The sequence below is a fragment of the Shewanella sp. 10N.7 genome (genome assembly GCF_020806285.1).
In the GTDB taxonomy this organism is placed as follows: domain Bacteria; phylum Pseudomonadota; class Gammaproteobacteria; order Enterobacterales; family Shewanellaceae; genus Shewanella; species Shewanella electrodiphila.
Genome location: NZ_JAJGZS010000028.1, coordinates 22,394 through 48,389, shown reverse-complemented (window position 1 = coordinate 48,389; position 25,996 = coordinate 22,394). Strand labels below are relative to the sequence as shown.

16 protein-coding genes are annotated in these 25,996 nt (G+C 39.9%); 12 read left to right on the top strand and 4 right to left on the bottom strand.

All coding sequences use genetic code 11. The features are described from left to right. From LMH66_RS16575 to LMH66_RS16560, 4 genes are all read right to left on the bottom strand, one after another. Complete coding sequence (locus LMH66_RS16575; RefSeq protein ID WP_229371364.1) at window positions 1-975, bottom strand: Gfo/Idh/MocA family protein; 975 nt, start codon at window positions 973-975, stop codon at window positions 1-3. Between the two features lie 60 nt (window positions 976-1,035). Next, complete coding sequence (locus LMH66_RS16570; protein ID WP_229371362.1) at window positions 1,036-4,200, bottom strand: CBM35 domain-containing protein; 3,165 nt, start codon at window positions 4,198-4,200, stop codon at window positions 1,036-1,038. Between the two features lie 189 nt (window positions 4,201-4,389). Then, complete coding sequence (locus LMH66_RS16565; RefSeq protein ID WP_229371360.1) at window positions 4,390-5,481, bottom strand: mandelate racemase/muconate lactonizing enzyme family protein; 1,092 nt, start codon at window positions 5,479-5,481, stop codon at window positions 4,390-4,392. A 44-nt stretch (window positions 5,482-5,525) separates the two neighbouring features. Next, window positions 5,526-6,212 (bottom strand): GntR family transcriptional regulator, encoded by a 687-nt coding sequence (locus LMH66_RS16560; RefSeq protein WP_229371358.1) that lies wholly within the window; start codon window positions 6,210-6,212, stop codon window positions 5,526-5,528. Window positions 6,213-6,533: 321 nt separating this feature from the next. Here LMH66_RS16560 and LMH66_RS16555 point away from each other — a divergent pair, with 321 nt between their 5' ends. From LMH66_RS16555 to LMH66_RS16500, 12 genes are all read left to right on the top strand, one after another. Next, window positions 6,534-9,305: a TonB-dependent receptor gene (locus LMH66_RS16555; protein WP_229371356.1), complete on the top strand. Its 2,772-nt coding sequence runs from the start codon at window positions 6,534-6,536 to the stop codon at window positions 9,303-9,305. A gap of 60 nt (window positions 9,306-9,365) precedes the next feature. Then, on the top strand, window positions 9,366-11,882 hold the full coding sequence (locus LMH66_RS16550) for a sodium:solute symporter family transporter (RefSeq protein ID WP_229371354.1): 2,517 nt from the start codon (window positions 9,366-9,368) through the stop codon (window positions 11,880-11,882). Between the two features lie 68 nt (window positions 11,883-11,950). Then, window positions 11,951-13,099, top strand: coding sequence for an alpha-hydroxy acid oxidase (locus LMH66_RS16545; protein WP_229371352.1), 1,149 nt, complete (start codon window positions 11,951-11,953; stop codon window positions 13,097-13,099). 17 nt (window positions 13,100-13,116) lie between these two features. Next, window positions 13,117-14,163, top strand: coding sequence for an aldo/keto reductase (locus LMH66_RS16540; RefSeq protein WP_229371350.1), 1,047 nt, complete (start codon window positions 13,117-13,119; stop codon window positions 14,161-14,163). Between the two features lie 2 nt (window positions 14,164-14,165). Further along, window positions 14,166-15,068 carry an amidohydrolase family protein gene (locus LMH66_RS16535; RefSeq protein ID WP_229371347.1) on the top strand — a complete coding sequence of 301 codons (903 nt, stop codon included), beginning with the start codon at window positions 14,166-14,168 and terminating at the stop codon, window positions 15,066-15,068. A gap of 30 nt (window positions 15,069-15,098) precedes the next feature. Beyond that, window positions 15,099-15,875 (top strand): SDR family NAD(P)-dependent oxidoreductase, encoded by a 777-nt coding sequence (locus tag LMH66_RS16530; RefSeq protein WP_229371345.1) that lies wholly within the window; start codon window positions 15,099-15,101, stop codon window positions 15,873-15,875. Between the two features lie 28 nt (window positions 15,876-15,903). Next, window positions 15,904-16,752, top strand: coding sequence for a fumarylacetoacetate hydrolase family protein (locus LMH66_RS16525; RefSeq protein ID WP_229371342.1), 849 nt, complete (start codon window positions 15,904-15,906; stop codon window positions 16,750-16,752). A gap of 124 nt (window positions 16,753-16,876) precedes the next feature. Next, the gene (gene xylB / locus LMH66_RS16520) at window positions 16,877-18,334 is read left to right on the top strand and encodes a xylulokinase (protein WP_229371340.1); all 1,458 of its coding nucleotides are present in this window, start codon (window positions 16,877-16,879) and stop codon (window positions 18,332-18,334) included. Between the two features lie 51 nt (window positions 18,335-18,385). Continuing rightward, a complete protein-coding gene (gene xylA, locus LMH66_RS16515) occupies window positions 18,386-19,705 on the top strand; it encodes a xylose isomerase (RefSeq protein ID WP_229371338.1) in 1,320 nt (439 codons plus the stop codon). A 289-nt stretch (window positions 19,706-19,994) separates the two neighbouring features. Then, on the top strand, window positions 19,995-21,143 hold the full coding sequence (locus LMH66_RS16510; protein WP_229371336.1) for a 4-phosphoerythronate dehydrogenase: 1,149 nt from the start codon (window positions 19,995-19,997) through the stop codon (window positions 21,141-21,143). Window positions 21,144-21,145: 2 nt separating this feature from the next. Next, the gene (locus tag LMH66_RS16505; RefSeq protein WP_102529486.1) at window positions 21,146-22,162 is read left to right on the top strand and encodes an aspartate-semialdehyde dehydrogenase; all 1,017 of its coding nucleotides are present in this window, start codon (window positions 21,146-21,148) and stop codon (window positions 22,160-22,162) included. A 179-nt stretch (window positions 22,163-22,341) separates the two neighbouring features. After that, window positions 22,342-25,965, top strand: a complete 3,624-nt coding sequence (locus LMH66_RS16500; protein ID WP_229371335.1) for a FimV/HubP family polar landmark protein — start codon at window positions 22,342-22,344, stop codon at window positions 25,963-25,965. The last annotated feature ends 31 nt before the right edge of the window (window positions 25,966-25,996 follow it).

Genomic DNA, 25,996 nt, shown 5'->3' with positions numbered 1-25,996 from the left:
CTAGTTTTCATGATAGAGTGAACGAAGGTAATCCATTTGATTTTGAAGTAGCAAGCTAGTTTTTAAGGGCATCGTAGGGTGCTCTTTTTTATTGCTAAGTAGCATCTCACCTACAGCTTGCGCTTCATAAGATAGTCCATTACAGGGGGATGAATCCTCGAAAGTATCAATCGTTTTATCTACTGAATGTAAAGTACATTCATTTGCTCGCCAAAAATTTGGAATAACAATATAACCTTTTTCACCAATTATTTGGGCACTGTTTTGCAAACGACACCTAAAGGATGTTGCTAACGAAAGTATAACTTCGTTAGCTTTTGCCAAAATAACAAGATCATCTTCAACGCCACTTTTTGAATATTGAACCTTAATACAAGCATCACTTAATGGCCCAGGATTGAAAAGTTGTGCAATGGCTAGTGGGTAGATGCCCATATCAAATAAACAACCGCCTGCTAAATCTCTGTTATACATTCTACCGTTTGGTTCAAAAGGAACGGCGTAACCGAAGTCAGCTTTAATATGTTTAACTTTACCAATACGTCCTTCATCAACCCATTGCTTAGCAGTTCTTATAGCAGGTAAAAAATAGGTCCACATCGCTTCCATTAGAAATAGATTCTTCTGTGCAGCCAATTTTTGTAGCTCTTCACACTGAAGACTACTAACTGTGATAGGCTTTTCGCAAAGGACTGATTTGCCAGATTTTAGTGCTAACTTTGCCTGCTCAAAATGAAAGTTATGTGGTGTGGCAATATAGATAATATCTATATTAGGATCAGCAAATAATGCTTCATAACCGCCATAAGCTTGTTTGATATTGTGCTTTTGAGCAAAAGCTTGTGCATTTTCCAGTTTCCTTGCCGCGACAGCCGTTAATTGTCCATTTTTAACAAATGGCATGTCATGACAAAATTTGTCAGCGATAGCACCCGTACTCAAAATCCCCCAATGTATCTTTTTATTTGCAGTCATTCTTTGCTCCAGAAGCGTCATACTGCTAATTTGAGTTAACAGTATGACATACAAACCTGTTTACTTAATGGTGATGTAATCTAGGTTAATCCAACCTGTATCATCAGAATCTAATTGGTACTTAATGGTGTTATAGCCTGCTTGTAAATTCACCGACTGAAGGTTATCAGACCAAGTTGCCCAATCAGCGGTTGAGGTATAACTGGCTTGCAAAATATCAACTCCATTAATATAAATACTCATTGTTCTGTTCCCTGCAGGTCCATGGGCTCCCATTGAGTACCTTTCATTTAGTGTGTACTCTCCCGAGCTAGCTACATATACAGTAAATGTTACGGAGTCATCTATATTTGTAATGTTGTCTACAAAGCCAAAACCATTAAAACCATCATGATTATTGTTAGATGATAGGCCTACTAAAGTTGCTTCTTCTGCTTCGTATATTTTGGTTAGTTGGATATAGTCGATGTTAACGTAGCCAGTATCGTCACTATCAAGTTGAAACTTAAGAGTGTTATCACCAGCAAGTAAGGAAATCTTGTTTGAAATGACTGACCAGTTATCCCACTCTGTTGTTGTAACAAAACGACTTTGAACTTGGTCTGTATTATTAATATATAGACTCAAACTGCGTTCGCCACTGGGTCCAAATGTACCCATAGCGTAACCCGTGTCGATGAAATATTGCCCTGCTAATTCAGTTTCAATTTCCATTTGCACAGCATCACCAGTATTGAGTAATTGACCGACAAAACCTGTTCCACTAAAGCCTAAATGTTCACTTTCGGCTTTGGCTCCACCATATAGTTGGCCGACTTCAGATTCAGCAAACAGACTCAAATCTTTTAGTAAAATGTAATCAATATTAATACCAGCATCACCAGAATCATTTTGTAATTTGAGTGTTGAACCTGCGGGAATATTAGCGAGGATTATGGCTGTATCAGTGTATGAGCCCGACCAGGCTCCAGTTGCATCAAAGCTAAAGTCAGCATAGTGAACATCATCGATATAAATACTGTATGTACCAGTATTTTTAGACGTATACCTAACAATAAATCCCGTTGATTTAGGTACATTGGTAAATTCAATTCCGGAATTCACTCGGTGGATATTTTCAACGGCAAGATTATTTGAGGCATTGGCATCAGCAAATTGAGAACCAATGCCTAAAATAGTCGCAGTTTCAGCCTCTAAAAGTGTGCCGCCAGATGGTGCTGACAACCCTGGTACGTCTGGAGCATCAGGAATGCCAACCAACAAGTGTTGATACTCAGATTCCAAGCCCGCTAGCTCTATGATATCTAATGCCGCTTGTGGCCACTCAGCCGATGGGTACACTTGGAGGTTAGTAATAGTCGAATTTGGTGCTCCAATTTGGTAAGCACTTGAAGTGGTATAAATATTACTATAGTGATTATCGTGTTTGTCACGCCATGTATTAAGCTCAAAGTTATCTTGTCCAGGTACAATCTCGAAAACTAAGTCGTTACCTGTGTACCATGCAGTGCCTTCATCTGGATGATAGACCCCCTGAAAATGGATACTTGGTGCTTTAACATAGTTTCCCGATGCTTCTGAATTTGGCTGACTGCCTAACGTATAAAAGGCGCCACCATCATGAAGTTCGGTCATCACGTTATAGACGCGGTTATAATTAAACTTATTGTTCCTAGCAACAGTGGTTGGATTAGTTGGAGTCGTTTCTTCGGCAAAGTTATTCCAACCCCAGCCCAAGCTAACTCCTGAGTATTTTGTATTTTGAATTTGATTATTTTCTATGGTCAAACCATCAGTGAAAAAAGCCGTAATGCCAGCATGACCAGAATATAAACGAGTGGTTTTATAAATGAGGTTATTGCTAATTAAAATATCCTGCACGACACTTTCTTCATCTGCAGAGTATTTTTCATTTGCGCCACCATCTCCAATATAAACATGTTGTGGATGGGCAATATTTATTCCTGAACCACCGATATCAATAACCTTATTACCGATGATCTGAGAGTTAATGACATCATTAGTAAAGTTTATACCTTCATTACCGATGTGTTTAATTGTCCCGTTTTCAAAAATAATGGAATCGGCGTGATTAACGTTGATTGCTCCGCTCAACACGTCATATGAGGTGTATTTGTCATTATGCCAATTACCATCAGCGTATACCGTTTTCCAAGTTGCTGCTTGTACAGTTGATTTCCCATGTGAGCCATCTACTGAAGGAAGAACAGCTTCAGCATAAGCAAAAGTGATCCCATCAAAGGTAATGTTTTCTGCTCTATTGGTTGGTGATTCTCCAGTGATATTTAATAATTCACCTAATTGGGGAGCATAAACTTGAGCCGTCGACATATCTTCAGTATTACGATAATAATAAAGTGTGTCAGTTGAGCGGTCTAAATAGAACTCACCCGGTGAATCAAGAAATTCGTATGCATTATATAGCGTATGGTTACCACTGGTATTAAATGCACCCCAATTTTGATTCATGGCTATTGAAGCGTAGGGTTGCGATAGTTTTAGAACTCTCTGATCACCTTCAATGATACTTTCTCTAACCGTGACAATATTTGTATTCCACGTCGTTTTGTTCATTATTTCAACATCAACAGCATGAGTTAGATTAGGGATGGATGTTGATGAATAGGTTACGCCATCTGGATGAGAACCACTTATCCATGCCCAAGGTGCCTGGCCAGCAGTGATGTTGTAAGTCCCCCAACTACCAGAGCTAGTGACATTTTTATTAGCCATATAAGCGCGTTCATCATTTACAAATAGACTTCTGAGTTTATCTGTACGGTTTAAAGTTGCTTTATAGATATCGCCGCTATGTTGCGACCAGTTTGAAACTTGTGTAGCACCATGGATAACTGGGGTTTCGTTATCAAAAGCTTGATAGTAAACTCGATACCCATTCGTTCCTGAATCTAGGTTGTTTAATGTAATTGTCTCAGAAATGGGATAAAGGCCGCCTCTTAAATACACCACGATATCGCCGGTCATATTGCTATTGACTGTTCTGACTGCATCTCTAGCTTTTTCAAAGGTGTAAAAGGGGGACTCAATTGTTCCTTGATTATTGTCGCTACCCTCAGGGGAAACATAGAAGGACTGTTGAATCGCGGCAAGACTGTATAGTGGTAGTAGGGCTAGGCTTAAAATAATACTTTGCGATAGTAAACGTTTTATCGCTTTGTCAAAGCAAGTTAGGTGGTTAATCATAATATACCTTTATGAGTTATTTGTTGGTTTTCTCCTCAGTTGAAATATCAACTTCTAATTATAATATTTCAAAGTTAAGTTTGTAGCCTGTTTTTTGCACCGTCAAAGGTTTTGTTTATATAATTTATCTGTGACTAAATTAGAGGGGAAAAGACTGTGGATGACACAGTCTTTTATTCTGTTGAAATTTTACGAAATACTGGGGTTTAGTGCTTTGATGTTATCGGTTGACAATGTGAGTCCATGGCCAGATTTATCGGGTAATACAATGTATCCATTCTCAATGCTATAGGGGCTATCAACAATATAGTCCCAATTAAGCATCGAGTGTTCTGTATATATTACTTCGGGTAATGCAGAAGCAATGTGAGCGCCTATTTCCATTGGCGTATTACCTATAGCAATAGGTAGGCCTTTTTCTGCACAGAGCCAACCGATACGTAATGCAGCTGAAAAGTCACCATGGATATTAATAACATCAGCTGCTTCATGTTCTAATAATGCTTTTTTACCTGTTAAATTGAGGTATTCGCCAGCATTAACATGTGTGTCTTTCAGTGCTTGTCTTATTTCATTTAAGCCTTGGTAATCATACCTTAAGATAGGATCTTCTACCCAAAATATCGGCACTCCAGCTTGTTCAAATGCCCGTATTTTCATGATGGCTTCTTTGGGGGACCATGCTTCGTTTGCATCAACCATGATCCGTTTATCTTTACCTACAATGTCAGATATTTGTAGTAATCGTTTGATATCGCGCTGTAAATCAACATGGCCAACTTTTACTTTATAACCATCAAAGTTATGCTTGATGGCATTAGTATAGAAGTCGGTAACTTGTTGATCTGTTAAATGAAAGCAAACACCACTACCATAAGCTTTAACTTTATTTTTAGTTCCACCCAGCAATTGATATAAGGGTAAATCAGCTCTTTTGGCGACGATATCCCATAAAGCTTGATCAATCGCCTGATCTAAATGATAGGGTAAAGCTTGTATATTGCCGCCTCTTGGTCTTGTAACCCTATGGATTAATGCTTCAGGTGTTTGGCCTGTTAACCCCTCTAAAGATGATGACTCTAGCAGGACTCTAATAAATTTTGCATCAGGTAGTGGGGCGGTTAGTGATTGGAAAAAGCCTAGACCAGAGTTTCCATGAGCATCAAATAGTTCTAATGCACCTATCCAAACACGGCTTGAAGCGATTTGTGAATCCCCAATAATCCGATCTCTGGGATAATCAAAACAGTGGATTTTTATGGATTTTATGGTTGATATCATTGTTTTATCTCACTTATAGTTTTGATGTTTAATAGTTTTACTACTCAAAATCCCCATAGACCCATGGCTCTTTTTATTGATGTCTCAAGGTGCTTGTCTAATGTTGCTAATGCTTTCTTTTGATCACGATTACCGATAGCATCGATTAGCGCTAAATGTTCATTAACTGTACTTATCATCATTTCTTGCGAAGCGAGATCAACTCGGTCAAGACGTGTGAGGCGGATTAGTTCTTCATTAGCCAAATATGATTTAGTGATAATCTTGTTGTCTAATGCTAAAACGAATTTCGTGTGTAATTCAGAGTCAAGTTTAGCTAGTGTTTTATAGGCGTAGAGACGATCTTGTGAATCGATAATTTCGGTTTTTAATAATTCATGCTGTTGACGAAAGTAATCAATTTCTTGCTCTGATACCGAACGAATGTATGTTCGAAGTCCCTCTCTTTCTAAAATGACTCTAAGTTGATAAGTATTTCTAGTTAGCTCAAAATCAGTATTAATGATTTGTATACCGCTACGGGACATGACTTTAATTAAGCCTTCTGATTCAAGTTTGGTTGTTGCTACTCGAAGTGGGCTGATGGCCACATTGAACTTTTTAGCTAAGAAAGCTTGAGTAAAAATCTCACCTTTTGCTATCTCACCACTTAAAATTCCTTCTTTAAAAATATTGTAGGCTTCCTCGCCTAAGGTAATTTTATTTCCTGTTTTATTACCTATTGCATTCATAAAAATCCTTTGTAGCGACAGTAAGAAGATAGTCATGCTAGAGATTTGGAATGAACTAGCAGAAATATCAATTTGGTTGAAAATCACTGTTTAAGTCATTTCAATGTTAAGTTTATGTTGTATTATAGTTAATCTCATAAGTGTCTTTGTGTCAAACTGAAATTTTAACATGCTGTAAATATATTTTTAACAAGTCTGTTGATATTTCAATCAATGCATGTAATATATTTCGTGTTGGGGCTGTTGATGATTTATATCGTTATCTCAAAATAAAAAATATAGAGAATGGAATACGTGTAAAAAATACGCAGGGGAATAAGCATGAAATTTAACAAGTCATTACTAGCATTAGCTGTGACAACTGGTTTGATATCAGGGCAAAGTATTGCTGCTGAGCTAGAAGAAAAATCGGAGCCAGAAATTGAAGTTATTTCTGTGAAAGGAAATATACGAAGCAGTATTATTAAGTCACAGGACTTAAAGCGAAGTTCAGATGGCGTTGTCGATGCTATTACATCAGAAGATTTGGGGAAATTTACTGATGAAAACATTGGTGATGCAATTAATAGAATTCCAGGGGTACAAATTCAGCGTAATAATAATGGCATTTCGGGAGACCGTGCATCTATTCGTGGTATGGGGCCACTATTTGTAAATACCACGGTTAATGGTCGCTCACCTTTGTCACATGGTGATGAAGGTATTCAGAATATTCGTCAATTTAATCTTGATGTTATCCCTTCTGAAATAATCAGTGGTGTAGTTGTTCGCAAAACCCCTTCAGCAGAAACAATTGAAGGCGGCATCGGTGGCTCAATTGAGCTAGAAACCTTAAAACCGCTTGAGAATTTAAGTCTATTTAAAGATGACCGTAACTATTTTGGTACTGCTACAGTGTCTGGCTATCATGACAGCTTAACGGAAGAGGTATCACCAAAATTCTCAGGTATTGTAGGCTTTAAAAATGATGCCGATACGTTTTCTGCTTATGTTTCAGCCGTGATATCCGAAGCCGACTATGCTGTCGATGAAGCATATACCCGAGCACAAGAGCGTGATATTAATTTAGACACCACTGGAGATGGGCTTGCAGATACGATTAGAGAGGGAGTGATTGCCCACGATCGTATCACCTTGAATGCTATCCGTGGAACTAAGGAACGACAGTCTTTTGCTGGTGGAGCACAATGGAAAATAACTGAAGATTTAGAGTTTTCAATTGATGGTTACACTTCTACTTATGATGTTTATTCACAGCGCCCGACAGTTGATATTTTCTTTGATTACAGTGGTGTATTTGGTCCTGATGCCATTTCTATTGAAAACAATTTTGTTCAAAGTGTCGATCAATCAAAAGTCGTTGGTGGAAGCGGCATGCGATTAAGTCCATTTGATCTGTTATTCGATAACTTATCAGATAACTCTACTGTAGGAATGAATTTGATATGGGGTAAATACAGTGACTTTACCCTTGAGGCTGACTATTCATATTCGAGTGTAGATTTTAGACAAGACCTTCGCTTAGGTATCATCGAAACGGGTATCAATACGGTACTTGATCAAAATCAAATTACTTATGATGGCACAGGAAAGGTACCTTCATTTACCTTTGGTTCTGACGCTAATGATCCAAGCTCATATGACAGTATTGGTGGTTTCAACCGTGAGCGTGAGGGACAGTCTGATAAACATGCATTTAAATTGGATGCCAAGCAATATATTAATGAAAACATCACAATAAAAGGTGGTGTCAGATATACAACTGCTGAAGTTGATATTCGTGAAGCGAGTGCGTTTACTTTAATTTGGGATGAAGAGAAATTTAGAGATGCGACCTTTGATGGTTCGTTAACTGAAGAGTTATTTCCAAATGAAAATATTGGTTTCAATCAGTTCTTAATGGCAGATTTTGACTCACAGTTAGCAGCGTATCCTGATGTCTTTGGAATGAAGGCTGATCGTAGTACCTTCGATGACAATTTATTTGATGTTGTTGATGGCGATATGCCATTAGATCGCGCAAGTTCGTTTGTGGTTGAAGAGGATACATTAGCGTTATATCTACAGGCTGATATCGCGGGGGACATGGGTGATAGTAATATGCCTTATACCTCAAATATTGGTGTACGAGCTGTTAATACTGAACATGATGTTTATGGCTTCCAGAATGTACGAATTGTAAATACAACAGGTGGCGTGATTAGTTCGGAGTATGTGCAAGCAACTTCGAGTACTAGTGACTGGGAATACTTACCTAGTGCAAATTTCATGTTAGCAATAGAAGATAATCTTCAATGGCGATTAAGTGCTTCTAAATCAATGTCACAAGCTGAATATTCAGATTTAAAACCTAATGGAACTATTGATTTTCAAGATCCTAACTCAGTAGGTTATGACCCAACTAAAAATCCAACTGCACAGATAGGTAACCCAAATCTAAAACCTTATACCGCTTGGTCATTTGATACCACTCTTGAATATTATACTGAAGATAACGGCGCGATTTATGCCAGCCTCTTTTATAAAGATGTGAGTAACTTTGTGCTAAGGCAAGCACGCTCTGACGTTAAAATCGATGGTTATGATGAGTTATTTGATGTCACACAACCTGTAAACGTATCAAACGGTACGGTTCACGGTTTCGAATTAGGCACAAATATGCCTTTAGAATCACTCATTGAAGGTTTTGGTATTCAGGCTAACTACACCTACGTAGATTCAAGCTTCGACAACCCAGACAATGACCCTCTATTAAATTACGGCTTCCCAGGCTCATCAAAAAATAATTTCAATGCAATGGCTTATTACGAGACTGATAATTTCGGTGCCCGTGTTGCTTATGTATATCGTGATGATTACTTCCAAGCGTTAGGTGGTGGTTTTGATAGAGCAAGCCAACCTGCATTTACTGAAGGTTCAGGGCAAGTTGACATAAACCTATCTTATAAAGTGACTGATAATTTCGATTTAATTTTAAACGTCATCAATGCAACTGAAGAAGACTCAAGAAATTATATTATTGATGAAACAAACTTCAGAGACTTTGTGACAAGAAGTCGAACGATCGTACTGGCTGCTAGAGCAGCATTCTAACACTGTCGTTAACGATTAATGTGGGCACTGATATTAGGTGCCCACTATTTTAGGATTAAAATGAAATCACACGAATTACTTCACTCAATTGATTATTACGTCATAGGGATTTATGTCTTCCTGCTAATGGCCATTGGTATAGTGGTCTCTATGAGACAGGCAAAAAATGCAAGTTTGTTTGTTGGAGATAAAAGTGTTGGTTTTGCCAGTATTGGTATGTCTATTTGGGGAACCAATATTGGGCCTTCTTTTTTAATTGCCAGTTTTGGTGCCGCATATAGTTCAGGGATGCTCATTGCCAATTTTGAATGGATGGCTTGGATATTTCTTTTACTCCTTGCGATGGTGTTTACTCCTTATTATTTAAGCCTCAACATTACTACTGTGCCGCAATTTATTCAGCGCAGGTTTGGCGATACTATGTATCGTTTATTAACCGCATATTCTTTGCTAACTATCGTTGTGATATGGCTTGGCGGAGGACTATATGTTGGTGGTTTGTTGTTTTCACAATTTACTGGCTGGGAATTGTGGGCTTCGATATTACTATTATTATTTATTGCCACCAGTTTTACTGTCATTGGCGGCTTAGCAGCGGTTATTGTAACCGATGCTTTTCAAACCGTACTGATGATCATCGGTATGTCAGCACTTACCTTAATTGGTCTATATGAAATTGGTGGTATTGAAGGCCTGATGGCACAAACGCCTGCGGATTATTGGACGTTAATTGATACCGAGTCTAAAGATATTCCTTGGGTTGCCTTTATTTTAGGTTACCCAGTTATGGCTGTTTGGTTTTGGTGTACGGATCAAACCATTGTGCAGCGTGTGTTTGCTGCAAAAGATTTACCGACAGCGCAAAAAGGAGTGTTACTTGCTGCTGTTTTAAAAGTTTTACCGCCATTTATTTTCATTCTGCCAGGGATTATATTTTTTGGATTGCAACCAGGCATTGAAAATACTGACGGCGCCTTTATTGCGATGGTCAGTGATTACATGCCTGTTGGCTTTAGAGGCTTAATGATTGCGGTATTGATGGCAGCCTTAATCAGTACGCTAGATTCAGGTTTAAATTCATTTAGTACCATTTTTACGCTTGATTTCTATCAGCCTATATTCAAAAAAGGCCAAAAGTTAACTGTTCAGGAAGGGCGCGTTGTTGGGCGAGTTGTAACAATTGTAGCCAGTGTTCTTGCTTTCTTTTGGGCATTGGCAATGCAAAATGTTGCGGCTAACCTATTTGAATTATTACAAAGCTTGATTGCCTTTTTAGCCCCACCACTGACCACTCTATTTTTAGTTGGTTTATTTTGGCGGCGCGTCACTGCGACAGCTGCAACATATAGTTTCATAATTAGTTGCATTACTTGTATTTCAATTGGCTTGCTTAGTACCAAAGGTGAGACATTTGGTTTATTTGAGCAATGGCCTCACTTCTTGATGCTGTCATTTTTCTTGTTCGTGTTTTCATGTGCCTTAATCATAGGGTTATCGCTCATGACTCAGCATTCAGAACAAGAAACGATGCTACCTCGTTACAAAGATCTTAGCGGTCACAATTCAAGCCAAAGCCGTTCTATTTGGAAAGGCTGGTTGTGTCTCGCTGTTGCAATGGTAGGCATATATGCATGTTTTGAATATATGGCGAGTAAGCCAAATACCGCATCTAACGTTGAACTGCTATCTAATCATAATCAGTCAAACTCAATTGCTGATATGCCTTCGAAAGTCATACCTACAGAAGCTTATTCCCAGACATTAACTCGCCCTGAAGTTAATGTTTACCGAGGTTTAACACCTATTTTTGATGGGAAAGTAACTGCTGAAGAATATAGCGACGCGACTCAAATTAGTGGAGTAGAACAATGGACTGCACAATTTTCTCCAGTGAAAACAGCACAAGACCTATCTGGCAATGTATGGATTAAGCATGACGGTCTCCATTTATATTTTGCTTTTGATATAACCGATGACGTGATTTATGGAATTGATACCTCTCGCTGGTTACCAAAGGAAAACCCACAAGCGAATGCATTAACGCGAGAAGGTTTCCCTTGGTTTGGTGATGGTGTCGAAGTACTGATTAATGCAGAAAATAAGTGGCGAAATGAAGATGGTGAATTAAATAAAGGAAACAGTCGCAGCTGGCAAATGGTTGCCAGCACACATAAATCTCGATTAGGTGGGGTTGGTGTAGCAGGTCTGCTAGAAGGTGAAGAACGCTCGATGCTATCTGCTTGGGACACTTATCAGCGCTGGATTTTTAATAAAGATATCGAAGTAAAAGTACATATAAAAACTGAGGCTGAAGGCTATGGCTACACCATGGAATGGAAAATTCGCCCAGAAGCAACTTTAGAAATATCTTCTGGTCAATTTTGGTCTGCTGATATGCCATTAACTCAAATGGGTTTAAATATCGCGGTGGGCGATCTTGACCACGCTATTGATGGCGAAGGTAATTGGGGAAATTTTCATCATGAAAACTGGTGGTCAGGTGAAAAAGACAAACGTACTTGGTTAAAACAGTGGGGAGTAATGAATCTCTATGGAAGTTATCGAGATAACGAATAATAACGCATTCAGATTGATATCCACATATTAGGTATTTCCCTACAAGCATTTTAAAAGGACGGCAGGCTATGAGTGACTATTTTAATCCCAAATACCCCGATGTTGCAGATTTAAAGCGTCACGCTAAAAAGCGGATCCCTAAGTTTGCCTTTGATTACCTTGAAGGCGGATGTATGGAAGAGATCTCATTGCGTCGTAACCGTACTCAAGTGGAAGGTGTTCAACTTCGTAGTGAGTTACTTAAACCTTTTTCCGGTAGTGACTTAACCGTGGATCTGTTTGGACATAAATATGCTGCCCCTTTTGGTATCGCGCCAGTTGGATTACAAGGGTTAATGTGGCCCAAGTCCCCTGAAATTCTTGCGAAAGCAGCAGCAGAAAAAAATATTCCTTATATTTTAAGTACTGTCTCTTCAAGTAGTTTAGAACGAATTGCACAAGTCTCTGAAGGTAAAGCTTGGTTTCAATTATATAACCCAACTGACGATGTCATACGCCAAGACTTACTGAATCGAATTACTGCAGCTCAATACCAAGTGCTAGTGGTCACTGTTGATGTGCCTACATTCGGTTTTAGACCACGTGATATTAAAAATGGCCTTGCTATGCCGCCAAAAATGACCTTGAAAAACATATTACAAATGTTGTCATGTCCTCATTGGTCTTTGGCAACTGCATTAGCAGGTACGCCGGAAATGGAAACATTAAAGCCCTATATGCCTAAAGGAATGCCGACTGATGAGCTGGCCGCTTTCATGAATAAAACAGTGATGGGGCGGGTAGATATAGAAGGGTTAAAACCGATCCGAGATACTTGGAAAGGTCCATTAGTTATCAAAGGATTAATAAATGAAACCGATGTTAAAGCAGCGATTAAACTCGGTGCCGATGCGGTGATTATGTCAAACCATGGAGGAAGACAGCTTGATGCTGGTGAGTCACCTATAGAGACCTTACAAGGTGTGACACAAAAATATGGCAGCCAAATAAAAATATTTATGGACAGTGGTTTAAGAAGCGGTAGTAACATCGCTGGGGCATTAGCATCAGGAGCCGATTTTACATTTTTAGGTAGACCATTTGTGTATGGCGTAGGTGCGCTGGGGGATAACGGCGGCTTGCATACAATTAATTCGCTGGTGCTACAACTAACTCAAATAATGAATCAGTTGGGTTGTAGCAAGGTTTCTGATTTACACCAACATCTCGTTAAATAACAAAAAGAATAATAATAATGACAACACGATTTGAACCGAGAAAAATAGGAAAAACCAGTTTATCAGTATCACCATTAGGTTTTGGTGCTGCATCCATGGGTAACCTTTTTCATGAGGTCAGTGATGTTGAAGCATCAGCTACTCTGGCTAGTGCGATTCAATTAGGAATGAACTTATTTGATACAGCACCTCGATATGGCCTCGGGCTGAGTGAGCGAAGAGTGGGTGATGCATTACGAAACATTCCTAAAAACCAGTATGTACTATCCACCAAAGTTGGAAGGGTACTACGCCCTGATAGTAAGGCCAAAGTAGAGACATTGCGCTATGGATTCGCTACACCTATGCCATTTGATGCTCATTATGATTATAGCTATGACGGCATTATGCGTTCTTATGAAGACAGCGTGCAACGACTGGGCCTAGCCGAAATTGATATTTTATTGGTTCATGATATTGGTGTTGATACCCATGGTGAACAAGATGAATTTTATTATGGGCAACTATGCACAAGCGGCTATAAAGCCTTAGATGAACTAAGAGCCGCAGGCCAGATAAAAGCAATTGGTTTAGGTGTCAACGAGTCCGCTATTTGTGAAAGGGTAATGGACATTGGTCAGTTTGACTGTTTTTTATTGGCTGGGCGTTATTCCTTGCTCGAACAAGCGCCTTTGGCCACATTTTTACCCCGATGTGAAGCCCATGGTGCATCGATTATCCTTGGGGGGCCTTATAACTCTGGCATACTTGCAACTGGCGTTAAAGGGCATGGTTCGCCTTTATATAATTATGAGCCAGCACCAAAACATATCATCGATAAAGTGGCTCAAATTGAAACCGTATGTGAGAACTTCAATGTCACATTAGCTGCTGCCGCTTTACAATTCCCATTGGGACATAGCGCCGTAGCTTCTGTCATTCCAGGCTTAGGCAGTGAAAGCCGAGTACATAAAACCTTTGAATTATTTAATCAACAAATACCGTCTGATTTTTGGCAAACACTAAAATACAAAGGATTAATTGATATTGATTCGCCTCTGCCTTTTACAGTGGAGGATCAATAATTATGTCGAACACTTCATTTAGTAAAGCATCCGTTGGTTTTGGTTCATTAGATAACTCGTCTGAAATTAATGCTACCTACAAGATTGATAGTCACCAGCATTTTTGGCAATTATCTCTGGGGTTTTATGATTGGCTGACACCTGAATTAGCTCTTCTATATCGAGATTATTTACCTGAAGATTTATCACAAGAGATTGTAGATGCTGACATCCATCAAACCATTTTGATACAAGCTGCTGAGATAGAAACTGAAACGGATTTCTTATTACGCTTAGCTTCTCAAACTGAATATGTTGCAGGTGTCGTCGGATGGGTTGATATGAACAGCTCTTTAGTACTCGATACGCTGCAAAACTTGTCTGAAGATGCCTATTTCAAAGGTATCCGCCCTATGTTGCAAGACATACCGTGTGTTGAATGGATATTACTAGAAAAATATCAGCCGATTTTTGAGTTCTTAGTTAAAAAAGGATTAAGTTTTGATGCACTTATTAAAGCGCATCAACTACCTATAATTGCAAAGCTTGCTGAAACCTACCCGGCTTTAAAAATTGTGATAAATCATTGTGGAAAGCCTCATATCGATCGCAAACCATCACCTGATTGGAAACAGTATTTAACGCTATTTACGTTGCTAGACAATGTATCGATAAAGTTTTCAGGGCTATTAACAGAGGCTCCTAAGGGCGAGGTATCTGTTGAACAGTTACAACCTTATTTTGAGCATGTGCTGTCTGTATTTGGAACCCAAAGAATGATGTGGGGCAGTGATTGGCCAGTGATGAGATTGAATGGCGATTATGAACATTGGATGAGTTTAACTAAACAGTTGCTTAGCACTTTATCAAAGCATGAACAGCGTAACGTCTGGGCTCGAAATGCACAAAAGTTCTATCACTTATAACCGATTTAAGCACAAGGATTAGGAAGCAAGATGAATATTAAAGACAACACGAAAATTGTTCTTGTTACCGGTGGCGGTAGCGGTATTGGTAGAAGCATTTGTGTGCGAATGGCAAGAAAGAACATTAAGGTTTTGGTCGTCGATATTGACCATAACGCTGCGCAAGAAACGGTTGATATTATTACTAATACAAACGGCATGGCTGAGGCATATAGTGCTGATGTATCAAACACGCAAGATATTATTTCATTATTTAATAAAATCAACCAACAACATTCCATCGACATCTTAATTAATAATGCGGGTATTGCGCACATTGGCAATATAGAACAAACCCAAGAAGCAGATTTAGATCGTTTATATCAGATCAATGTTAAAGGAGTTTATAACTGCATTTCAGCCGTTATAGATCAAATGAAACTGAAAAAAAGTGGCGTCATTATCAATATGGCTTCTATTGCCGCTTCTGTAGGCATTGCTGACAGGTTTGCATATTCGATGACCAAAGGCGCTGTGTTAACCATGACTTACTCAGTGGCAAGGGATTATTTAGCTTATGGCATTCGCTGTAACTGCATTTCTCCTGGCCGTGTTCACACTCCATTTGTGGACAATTTCTTAGAAAATAATTACCCAGATAATAAAGCAGAAATGTTTGAAAAACTGTCAAAAAGCCAGCCAATTGGTCGCATGGGCCAGCCGGATGAAATTGCTGCCATGGTTGAATATTTAAGTTCTGATGCTGCCGCATTTATCACAGGCAGTAACTTTCCTATTGATGGTGGCTTTGTCACTTTAAATAATTAATTCCTTACTTTAAATCGAGAATCAAATAATGAAACTATTTCGCTATGGGGCATTAGGCCAAGAAAAACCGGGACTTATCGATGACAACGGCATCATGCGTAGTCTTGTAGGAGTTGTTAAAGATATTGATAGCAGTGTTTTGTCAGATGAAAGCCTAGCAAGTTTGCATGACATTGATACATCAAATTTACCCATTGTTGATGCGGATGTGCGATTAGGTTCATGTGTCAATAAGGTCGGGAAATTTATCTGTATAGGTTTAAATTATGCTGATCACGCTGCTGAATCGGGCATGCCTATACCTAGTGAACCTGAAGTTTTTAGTAAAGCCACTAGCGCGATTTCAGGTCCCAATGATGACATTATTCAGCCTAAAAACAGCGATAAGTTAGATTGGGAAGTTGAGCTTGCCATAGTCATAGGTCGGAATGCGTCTTATGTCTCGGAGGAAAGCGCCAATGAGTATATTGCTGGATACTGCGTTTGTAATGATGTTTCAGAACGGAGTTTCCAACTAGAAAAAGGCAGTCAATGGGATAAAGGAAAGGGCTGCGATACTTTCGGACCTATTGGCCCTTGGCTAGTCACTCGTGATGAGGTTCAAGACCCACAAAATTTATCTATGTGGCTAAAAGTGAATGGTAAAACTTTTCAAAATGGCAGTACCAAAACCATGATTTTTAAGCCTGAGTTTATTGTCAGCTATTTAAGCCAATTTATGAGCCTACAACCAGGCGATGTGATTTCAACTGGGACTCCTCCCGGTGTTGGGTTAGGGCAAAAGCCGCCTCTCTATCTTAAGCCAGGTGATAAAATTTCATTGGGAATAGAAGGTTTGGGAGTTCAATCTCAAACGGTAGTGAGCCACTCATCGTAAGTAAAATATAGAGTCTATTGAGCTTTGCTTTGATTAACAACATTAAAGGCATAGCTCATTAGGGCCTGATTGATATCGATTAAAGCAGTCAGTGAATAACGCTAGCAACCATTAAGAGCAAATTATGTATTTAGGTATAGATTTAGGCACATCAGGCGTAAAAATTATTATTCTTGATGGGACAGGTACGGTGATTGCGCAGGCATCTTCCCCTTTAAAGGTGAGCCGCCCAACACCTTTATGGTCGGAGCAATCACCGCAAGATTGGTGGCAAGCCACTAACTTAGCAATGCAATCACTGAAAAGCCTCCATGCTGAATCGCTCGCTGAAGTTAATGCCATTGGTTTATCGGGGCAAATGCATGGTGCAACTTTACTTGATAGCTCAAATCACATTATACGTCCTGCCATTTTGTGGAATGACGGACGAAGTGAAATACAGTGCAAAACCATTGAGGCAACTGAAAAGCAAACTCGACACATTACAGGCAACATTGCTATGCCGGGTTTTACTGCGCCTAAATTATTGTGGGTAAAAGAAAATGAACCAGATAATTTTAAGCGTATTGCAAAAGTATTATTACCTAAAGATTACTTACGTTTTTTAATGACGGGCGATTTTGCTTCTGACATGTCTGACAGTGCTGGCACTTTATGGCTAGATGTGGAGAAAAGGCAATGGTCTAAAGAAATGCTTAATTCGACAGGGTTAACAATTGAGCAGATGCCCCAGTTATACGAAGGCACCGAAATTACAGGTAAATTAACTCATGAAGTTGCCCAAATGTGGGGAATGGTTGAAGTTCCAGTCGTCGCAGGTGGCGGCGATAATGCTGCTGGAGCGGTAGGGATTGGTGTCATAGCCCCTAAGCAAGCCTTTCTATCTTTGGGGACTTCAGGTGTTTTTTTTGTCGCAAATGATACCTACAACCCACACCCTGATAGTGCAATACATACATTTTGTCATTGCATTCCTGACACATGGCACCAAATGTCGGTCACTCTGAGTGCTGCAAGTTGTTTAACTTGGGTGACTGAGTTAACAGGATTTAAGGATGAAAAGAGTTTATTAGTTGAAACAGAGAAACTTGATTTTTCTTCTCCTTCATCTTTGATTTTTTTGCCGTATTTATCAGGCGAACGTACCCCACATAATAACCCTACTGCACAAGGTGTGTTTTTTGGTCTTACCCACAATACCACAGCTGCTGAATTATGCCGTTCGGTTTTAGAGGGCGTAGCATTTGCTTTTGCTGATGGCCAGAAAGCCTTAATCGATTCAGGTAGCCAAATCGAAAATATCTCTGTCATTGGTGGTGGGTCGCGAAGCAAACTTTGGGGGCAGATTCTCGCGAGTGTCTTAAATAGAACCTTAACTTATCGTAAGAGTGGTGAAGTAGGCCCAGCGTTGGGAGCTGCACGTCTAGCCCAAATAGCAGTTACCCAAAAAGATCCTGTCGATGTCTGTTTTTCTGGTGAAGTCGACTACGAAATACAACCTGATCTAACCATGCAAGATTATTACAGCTATCAATATAAAAAGTTCAAACAGCTTTATCACAGCTTAAAAATGCATTTTTAATTTCATTTAATCATCAGAAAAATAGTCACTAAATTTAACCAGGAGACACCCATGAGTGAACAATTCTTTAATAGCGTCGATAAAATTCAATTTGAAGGTGCCAATAGTACTAATCCTTTTGCTTTTAGATATTACGATGAAAATCAGATCGTATTAGGTAAAACGATGAAAGAGCATCTTCGCTTTGCAGCCTGTTATTGGCACAATTTCTGTTGGGCAGGCTCAGATATTTTCGGTGCTGGTACTTTTGATCGTCCTTGGATTCAGCCTGTAGGTTGTCAATTACAACTAGCTGAACAAAAAGCTAAAGCTGCTTTTGAATTTTTTGAAAAGTTAGGCGTGCCTTATTTTTGTTTCCATGATGCTGACATTGCTCCTGAGGGGGCAACATTAAAAGAATTCCATTCCAACGTAAATCATATGGCCGATATCTTTGAAAATGAAATGTCGCGAACGGGAGTGAAACTATTGTGGGGAACCGCTAACTTATTTTCAAACCCTCGTTTTAGTGCTGGTGGCTCAACTAATCCTGATCCGCAGTTGTTTGCTTATGCAGCTGCACAAGTTAAGCATGCAATGGATGTGACTCATCGCTTAGGTGGTGAAAACTATGTCCTTTGGGGAGGCAGAGAAGGTTATGACTCTTTACTTAATACAGACCTTAAGCAAGAGGGTGAACAATATGCTCGTTTCTTAAAAATGGTGATAGAGCATAAACATAAAATTGGCTTTAAAGGCACTTTATTAATTGAACCTAAGCCTCAAGAACCGACAAAACATCAATATGATTATGATACCGCTACGGTAGCCGGTTTTTTACACAAGCATGGGATACAAAACGAGATAAAAGTGAATATTGAAGCGAATCATGCCACGTTAGCCGGTCATAGTTTTCACCATGAAATTGCCACAGCATGTGCTGAAGGTATCATGGGAAGTGTTGATGCTAATCGCGGAGATATGCAAAATGGTTGGGATACCGACCAGTTTCCTAATGATGTGGCTGAGTGCTCGTTAGTGATGTATGAAATTTTGAAGGCAGGCGGTTTCACTACTGGAGGCTTTAATTTCGATACTAAACTGCGTCGTCAATCATGTGAACGTGATGATTTATTTATCGGGCACATTGGCGGGATGGATACGATGGCTAAGTCTTTATTAAATGCAGCTAAATTAATAGAAGATGCACCTTTATCTGATTTTGTGACAAACCGTTATTCGGGGTGGCAGCAAGAGTTGGGACGCAGCATCATGACGGGTGACCACAGCTTAGAAAGTTTATCTAAACTTGTGTTAGACAATGATATTAACCCAACCCAGGTATCAGGCCGTCAAGAGTTGCTAGAAAATATTGTTAACCGTTACGTCTAATTAATTTATGCTCAATAAGCTAACTTGTTTGCCTGAAGGCTTACTTCAGGTAAACAAGTTAATGCTCCAATCCGTTCCATCTTTCACTGTTTTCAAAATATTTTTTAGAAAAAGTCTTGGTAGCCAGGTGCTAGTTGAATCATCGAAGCGAGTCACAGGGTCAGTCGCGGATTCTGTTGCGCAAAAAAAGAAAATAAAAAACAATATTTCGTTTTTGTAGGTAACGAATGCCATTGATAACTTGATAGAATAAGCCCATTGAGTCGTTTTATGATGGTAAATCCCAAATATGAAGATTGTTGCTGATGAGAATATGCCTTATGTCGAAGCGTTATTCGGCGAATTAGGTGAAATCACCCGAGTGAATGGCCGCCAGTTAACCCCTGAGCAGTTAATTGATGTTGACGTTTTATTAGTGCGTTCAGTGACCAAGGTGAATCAAGCGTTATTAGCACAAGCGAACAAGCTTAAATTTGTTGGCAGTGCCACAATAGGTACTGATCATATCGACTTGGATTATTTACAGCAGCAAAATATTCCTTTTACTAATGCGCCTGGTTGTAACGCAACCGCAGTGGGTGAATTTGCTTTTATTGCAATGCTTGAGTTAGCTAAACGATTTAAGCAGCCATTACAAAACAAAGTGGTTGGCATTGTTGGTGCTGGCAATACTGGCTCCGCTCTTGAACATTGTTTAAAAGCATACGGCATTGAGGTTTTACTCTGCGATCCTGTATTAGCGCGAGAGCAGACGCAAATTGGCAACAGCAATACCCGTGAATTTGTATCCCTTGATACGATCATCGAGCAGGCCGATATCATCAGTCTTCATGTGCCAATTACACGAGTTGGTGAAGACAAAACATGGTATATGTTCGATGAAACGCGCCTTAACCAATTAAAACCCAATACTTGGCTGTTAAATTGCTGCCGCGGCGAAGTAATAGATAACCGTGCTTTGATAAAAGTGAAGCAACAAAGAGCTGATTTAAAACTGGTCCTAGATGTATGGGAAGGCGAGCCAAACCCTATGCCTGAACTCGTGCCCTTAGTTGAATTTGCCACACCTCATATTGCCGGCTATAGTCTTGAAGGCAAAGCGCGTGGCACGCATATGTTGTTTCAAAAACTGTGCGAGATTATGAATATTGATGTTGATAAAAGCGTCAGTAACTTGTTACCTGCTTTTAGTATTAGCAAGCTTGATATCAATGATGCGTTATCAGAAACACAGCTGCTTAATATTGCCAGATTGGTCTATAACCTCAATGATGATGACTATTTGTTTAGAAATAGCTTCCTTAATAACCATGGGTTTGACCATATGAGAAAAAATCACACTCATAGACGTGAATTTAGTGCATTGTCGCTAGTCAACACGGGGCAATCTGAGGTAAATTGGATGCTTAAATTAGGTTTTTCAGGAGTCGAGCGTTAATTATGTCACAGGAATTTAATGTTGTTGTTTTAGGTGCGTCGGGTGCAGTGGGTCAAACTATGATTGAGATCCTCGAAGAACGAAAATTCCCAGTCGCGAACTTATACCCATTAGCAAGCAGCCGAAGTGCTGGCGATACCGTTAGCTTTAATGGAAAACAAGTAGAAATTCTTGATGTGGACACGTTCGATTGGAGCAAAGCACAAATTGGCTTTTTCTCTGCTGGTGGTGATGTCTCAGCTAAATGGGCACCAATTGCGGCAGAGCATGGCTGTGTTGTGATTGATAACACATCGCACTTCCGCTACGACATCGATGTACCACTTGTTGTGCCTGAAGTGAACCCACAAGCAATTGCTGACTTCCGTAACCGTAACATTATTGCTAACCCTAACTGTTCGACGATTCAAATGTTAGTGGCGCTAAAACCTATTTATGATGCATTCGGTATTTCACGTATTAACGTTGCAACATACCAATCTGTATCAGGTTCTGGTAAGCAAGCGATTGATGAGTTAGCAGGTCAAACATCTAAGTTACTACAAGGTCTACCTGCGGAAAATAAGGTATATCCTAAGCAAATCGCATTTAACGTATTACCGCAAATCGATGTGTTTATGGAAAACGGCTACACCAAAGAAGAAATGAAAATGGTGTGGGAAACACAGAAGATTTTTGGCGATCACGATATTGTGGTTAACCCAACGGCAGTGCGTGTTCCTGTGTTCTACGGACACTCTGAAGCTGTGCATTTAGAAACTCGCCAACCTGTTGAAGCTGAAGAAGTTAAAGCTGTTTTACGTGATGCTGAAGGTATTGTTTTATTTGAAAATGATGAAGACTACCCAACAGTAGTGACAGACTCAGCAGGTACCGATCCAGTATTCGTTGGCCGAGTGAGAAAAGATATTTCTCACGATTACGGTATAAATTTATGGGTTACGGCCGATAACATCCGTAAAGGTGCTGCATTAAACAGTGTTCAAATAGCTGAAGTTCTTGTTAGAGATTATTACTAATCTACTATGAATAGAGTTATTTAGACTAAAAAGCCTGCAGCCTGCAGGCTTTTTTCGTTTTACCGCTGTCAGCAGTAGCAGGGTGACTAAATCTGGTTTATAGTCTTAATTAATAAAAATAAATGACCTAAAGCCCGTTGTCATGAAGACAACTCGATTGCGCTCAAAGGGAAAGATTGATGATTTTTCGTACCTCTTATTTTGTTGGCATTATGGCCTGTGCACTGGCCGTTGTTTCTGCTTCTCATGTTATCGAGCCTGCTCATGCAGAAACGCTCAGAATTACTGGCCCTAATGGTGAAGTAAGTTCAGCACCAACCCGTCAATATGGTCCAACAACATCTTCAGATACTTTTTGGAGCATTGCTCAAAAAGTCAGACCTAATCAAGATATCTCTGTTTACCAAGTGATGGCAGCATTGTTTGATGCGAACCCTCACGCTTTTAGTAGTAATAATTACAATTCATTAGAACGCGGGATGACGCTATTAGTGCCATCTGCAGATGTTATGGCGCAAATAAGCCGTGCTGACGCTAAAACTCGGGCTGAAAATAATGATAAGCGCTTGCCTAATGCCAACCCGAGAACCACAACAGCAGCAACAATTCCTGCCACGAACAATCCAGCAGCGACAAACACCGCAGCTTCAGCGCAAAAGCCGTTACAAATCGTGGCACAAACTCAGCAACCCACAGCTGAAGAGCTTGCGAAACAAGCTGCTGAAGAAGTTCAGCCTCAAATTGATGAGCTAACGGTCAAGCTTGAAGATGAGCAAACTAAAGTGCTGTCACTGACCGATGAGTTAGCACGCTCAGAAGATATGTTGATGGTTAAAGATGCTGACAACACGGCATTAAAAGCAAAAATTCAAGAACTCACTTTGCAGCTATCTGCAATGCAAGAAGACTTTCAGTTACTGACTGAAAAGCATCAAGCGTTAGAAGCATCACACCAGCAACTTATTGAGCAAAACAATAAACCTGAAGTAGTAGAAGAGCCGACTGACTTTTGGCGTTCGATTTCTGACAACATGATTTTATTGGCCGTTTTAGCTGCGTTGCCACTTATCGTTATTTTCTTAATTATATTTTGGTTAATGCGCCGTAAGAGTAGAGCGGCAACTGAACCAGAAACCGTTACAGCTCCTGTTGCTGAACAAGCTGTCACAGAGGTTCAGCCAGAAGTTGATGACATTGAAAACTTGGCTATCCATTTGGATGATGACGAGGCCGATGCTGACAATATTGATGATTTACTGGATTTAGACAGTGCAGCAACAGAAGAGTTAAGTCTTGATGACTCATCCGATGCTGATATGTATATCACTGAAGATGCAGAAACAACTGAGGAAGAAGCTGAAGGGACATCACTTGATGACCTTTGGGCTGAAGCCATGGAAGAGCAAGAGGAAGACCTACAGCCGCTTGAAGCGGATGAAGATGACCTTGATAGCCTACTTGAGGGACTTGATACCCCAGCAGAAGAAGCCGTATCTGAAAGTGTTGCCGATGAAGACGATTTAGACAGTTTATTGGCTGGGCTAGATGAGCCAGAAGCTCGTTCAGATGAAGCGATTTCTGAAACAGAAGAGGCTATCGATCCACAAGATGATATTGACAGTCTTTTAGCTGACTTTGATGTGCCAGAAAGCGATGTAGCTTCTGAGCCCGATGCTGAAAAAGCAGCGGATACTGATCCACAAGATGATATTGATAGCTTATTAGCTGACTTTGATGTGCCAGAAGACGATGTAGCTTCAGAGCCAGATGCTGAAAAAGCAGCGGATACAGATCCACAAGATGATATTGACAGTCTTTTAGCTGGATTTGATGTGCCAGAAGACGATGTAACTTCAGAGCCTGATGCAGAAAAAGCAGCGGATACAGATCCACAAGATGATATTGATAGTCTTTTAGCTGATTTTGATTTGCCTGAAGACGATGTAGCTGGTGAAGCGCCAGTGGAAACAGAAGCTGTAACTGAGACTGACACTGAGACTAATGCTAATGCAGTAGCGGATGAAGATGATCTCGACGCTTTATTAGCATCTATCGATGCACCAACTGAAGAAGAACATGATTTCACAGCAGAGATTGCAGCTGAGTTAGAGGATGATGTTTCAGTTAGCCTAGATGAAACCGCCAATATTGATGAACTTATTGCTGAAGTTGATCCAGAAAAAGAATTTGCTCCACTGAGCAACGAAGGACTTGATGTTGAGCAAGTACTGAGTGCAGAACTTGAGGAAATTGAATCAGAGCTTCATATTGAATCTGATAATGATGATATCGACTCGCTACTTTCTGAGCTTGAAAGCGCTTCTAGTGAAAACACAGAAGTAGAAAGTGTTGCTGTTGATGAATCAGATGTTGATGAGTTAGAGGCTAAAAGCTCAAGCCTTGAAGCTGAACTGGCTGAAACTGAAGCAGATTCTAATGCCGATATCGACGACATTATTGCCGATATCGAAGCAGAAGACTCTCATCTTTCGGTTGTTAATGAACCTATTGCTAGTGAACCTATTGATATTGAACCTATTGATAATGAATCTGCTAATAAAGAATCAATCGATGAAGATTCAGAATTAGGCTCTTTTGAGAATACTTCACAATCCGAACTTGAACCAGAACCTGAACCAGAATTTGAGCCAGAGCAACAACTTGATTTATCTACGCAGAGCCCTGCGATAGCTGATGCGGATTTAGATGAGTTACTGGCTGATTTAGATGTTAGTAATCTAGAGCAGACAGAGCTACAGGATGAAACATCGACTGAATCTAGTGAACTTGAATTAGATGCAACAGAACTCAAGTTTGCCCCAGGCGATGAGTCAGCATTAGATATTCAAGATGATACTCAAGCAGCAACGCAAGCAGAGACTGATGAAGATCCGTTAGTGGCTGAGTTATTAGCCGCTGAGCAACAAGATCAACTGTCGCAGCAAAGCCATGATGAACAAGATTCTGATATCGATGAACTCGATGCTCTTTTAGCAGATTTTGACGTTGATAAAATCGCTGATGAAGAAGAGGCGTTATTTTCAAACGATGATGAAACGATTTCAGAACAAGATTTCGATACCATGCTGGCTGACCTTTCAACCACCGATGAATCCGATATAACTGAAGACAAAAGCATTAATGCGACTAACAGCGAATTAGACGTTGAAGAGCAACCTGACAGTGAACTCGTCGCTAAAGAGTCTGGTTTCTTCGATGATCTAAAGTCTAAAAAAACCGGTGCGCCAGGTATTGATTGGGAAGCAGATTTATTCCAACAAGCTTCTAATCACCCAGCAGCTGAGCAAACTGAAGCAATAAATAACGACGATGATAGCTATCAATTAGTTGATGATAATTTAACTGTCGATGAAGCATTGGCCGCTTTAGATGCTCAAGAAAGCCTTAAAGCGAAAGGTGGTAGCGAAGACTTAGTCGGTCAAACTCCTGAAACCAGTCACGCAGCTGCCCCTTCAGAAGACATGCTGAATACCTTTGAGCAAGAAAATGGTTTCATCGATATCGACAAATTACTTAATGACGCAGACGAAGATGTTGAGTTGAGTGATCAATATAAAGATGTTGATGTAGATATGGGTGAAGTGAATGCACTCATAGGCAACGCCGAAATGATTGATGTTGACGATGAAGAAAATTCGGTTAATGCCAAATTAGACTTAGCTCGCGCTTATATTGAAATTGAAGACGAAGATGCAGCTAAAGCCATTTTAAAAGAAGTACAAATTGATGGTAATGAGCGCCAACAAACTGAAGCGGGTAAATTACTTAACGATATGAGCTAATACTCAGAGAGTGTAGTGTGTTAAGTAAGCA

Excerpts from the sequence above, each read along its gene's own strand:
- LMH66_RS16540 (WP_229371350.1), top strand. The coding sequence starts at position 13,117 with ATGACAACACGATTTGAACCGAGAAAAATAGGAAAAACCAGTTTATCA.
- LMH66_RS16505 (WP_102529486.1), top strand. The coding sequence starts at position 21,146 with ATGTCACAGGAATTTAATGTTGTTGTTTTAGGTGCGTCGGGTGCAGTG.
- LMH66_RS16555 (WP_229371356.1), top strand. The coding sequence starts at position 6,534 with ATGAAATTTAACAAGTCATTACTAGCATTAGCTGTGACAACTGGTTTG.
- xylA (WP_229371338.1), top strand. The coding sequence starts at position 18,386 with ATGAGTGAACAATTCTTTAATAGCGTCGATAAAATTCAATTTGAAGGT.
- LMH66_RS16535 (WP_229371347.1), top strand. The coding sequence starts at position 14,166 with ATGTCGAACACTTCATTTAGTAAAGCATCCGTTGGTTTTGGTTCATTA.
- LMH66_RS16560 (WP_229371358.1), bottom strand. The coding sequence starts at position 6,212 with ATGAATGCAATAGGTAATAAAACAGGAAATAAAATTACCTTAGGCGAG.
- LMH66_RS16530 (WP_229371345.1), top strand. The coding sequence starts at position 15,099 with ATGAATATTAAAGACAACACGAAAATTGTTCTTGTTACCGGTGGCGGT.
- LMH66_RS16575 (WP_229371364.1), bottom strand. The coding sequence starts at position 975 with ATGACTGCAAATAAAAAGATACATTGGGGGATTTTGAGTACGGGTGCT.
- LMH66_RS16565 (WP_229371360.1), bottom strand. The coding sequence starts at position 5,481 with ATGATATCAACCATAAAATCCATAAAAATCCACTGTTTTGATTATCCC.
- LMH66_RS16570 (WP_229371362.1), bottom strand. The coding sequence starts at position 4,200 with ATGATTAACCACCTAACTTGCTTTGACAAAGCGATAAAACGTTTACTA.
- LMH66_RS16545 (WP_229371352.1), top strand. The coding sequence starts at position 11,951 with ATGAGTGACTATTTTAATCCCAAATACCCCGATGTTGCAGATTTAAAG.
- LMH66_RS16550 (WP_229371354.1), top strand. The coding sequence starts at position 9,366 with ATGAAATCACACGAATTACTTCACTCAATTGATTATTACGTCATAGGG.
- xylB (WP_229371340.1), top strand. The coding sequence starts at position 16,877 with ATGTATTTAGGTATAGATTTAGGCACATCAGGCGTAAAAATTATTATT.
- LMH66_RS16510 (WP_229371336.1), top strand. The coding sequence starts at position 19,995 with ATGAAGATTGTTGCTGATGAGAATATGCCTTATGTCGAAGCGTTATTC.
- LMH66_RS16500 (WP_229371335.1), top strand. The coding sequence starts at position 22,342 with ATGATTTTTCGTACCTCTTATTTTGTTGGCATTATGGCCTGTGCACTG.
- LMH66_RS16525 (WP_229371342.1), top strand. The coding sequence starts at position 15,904 with ATGAAACTATTTCGCTATGGGGCATTAGGCCAAGAAAAACCGGGACTT.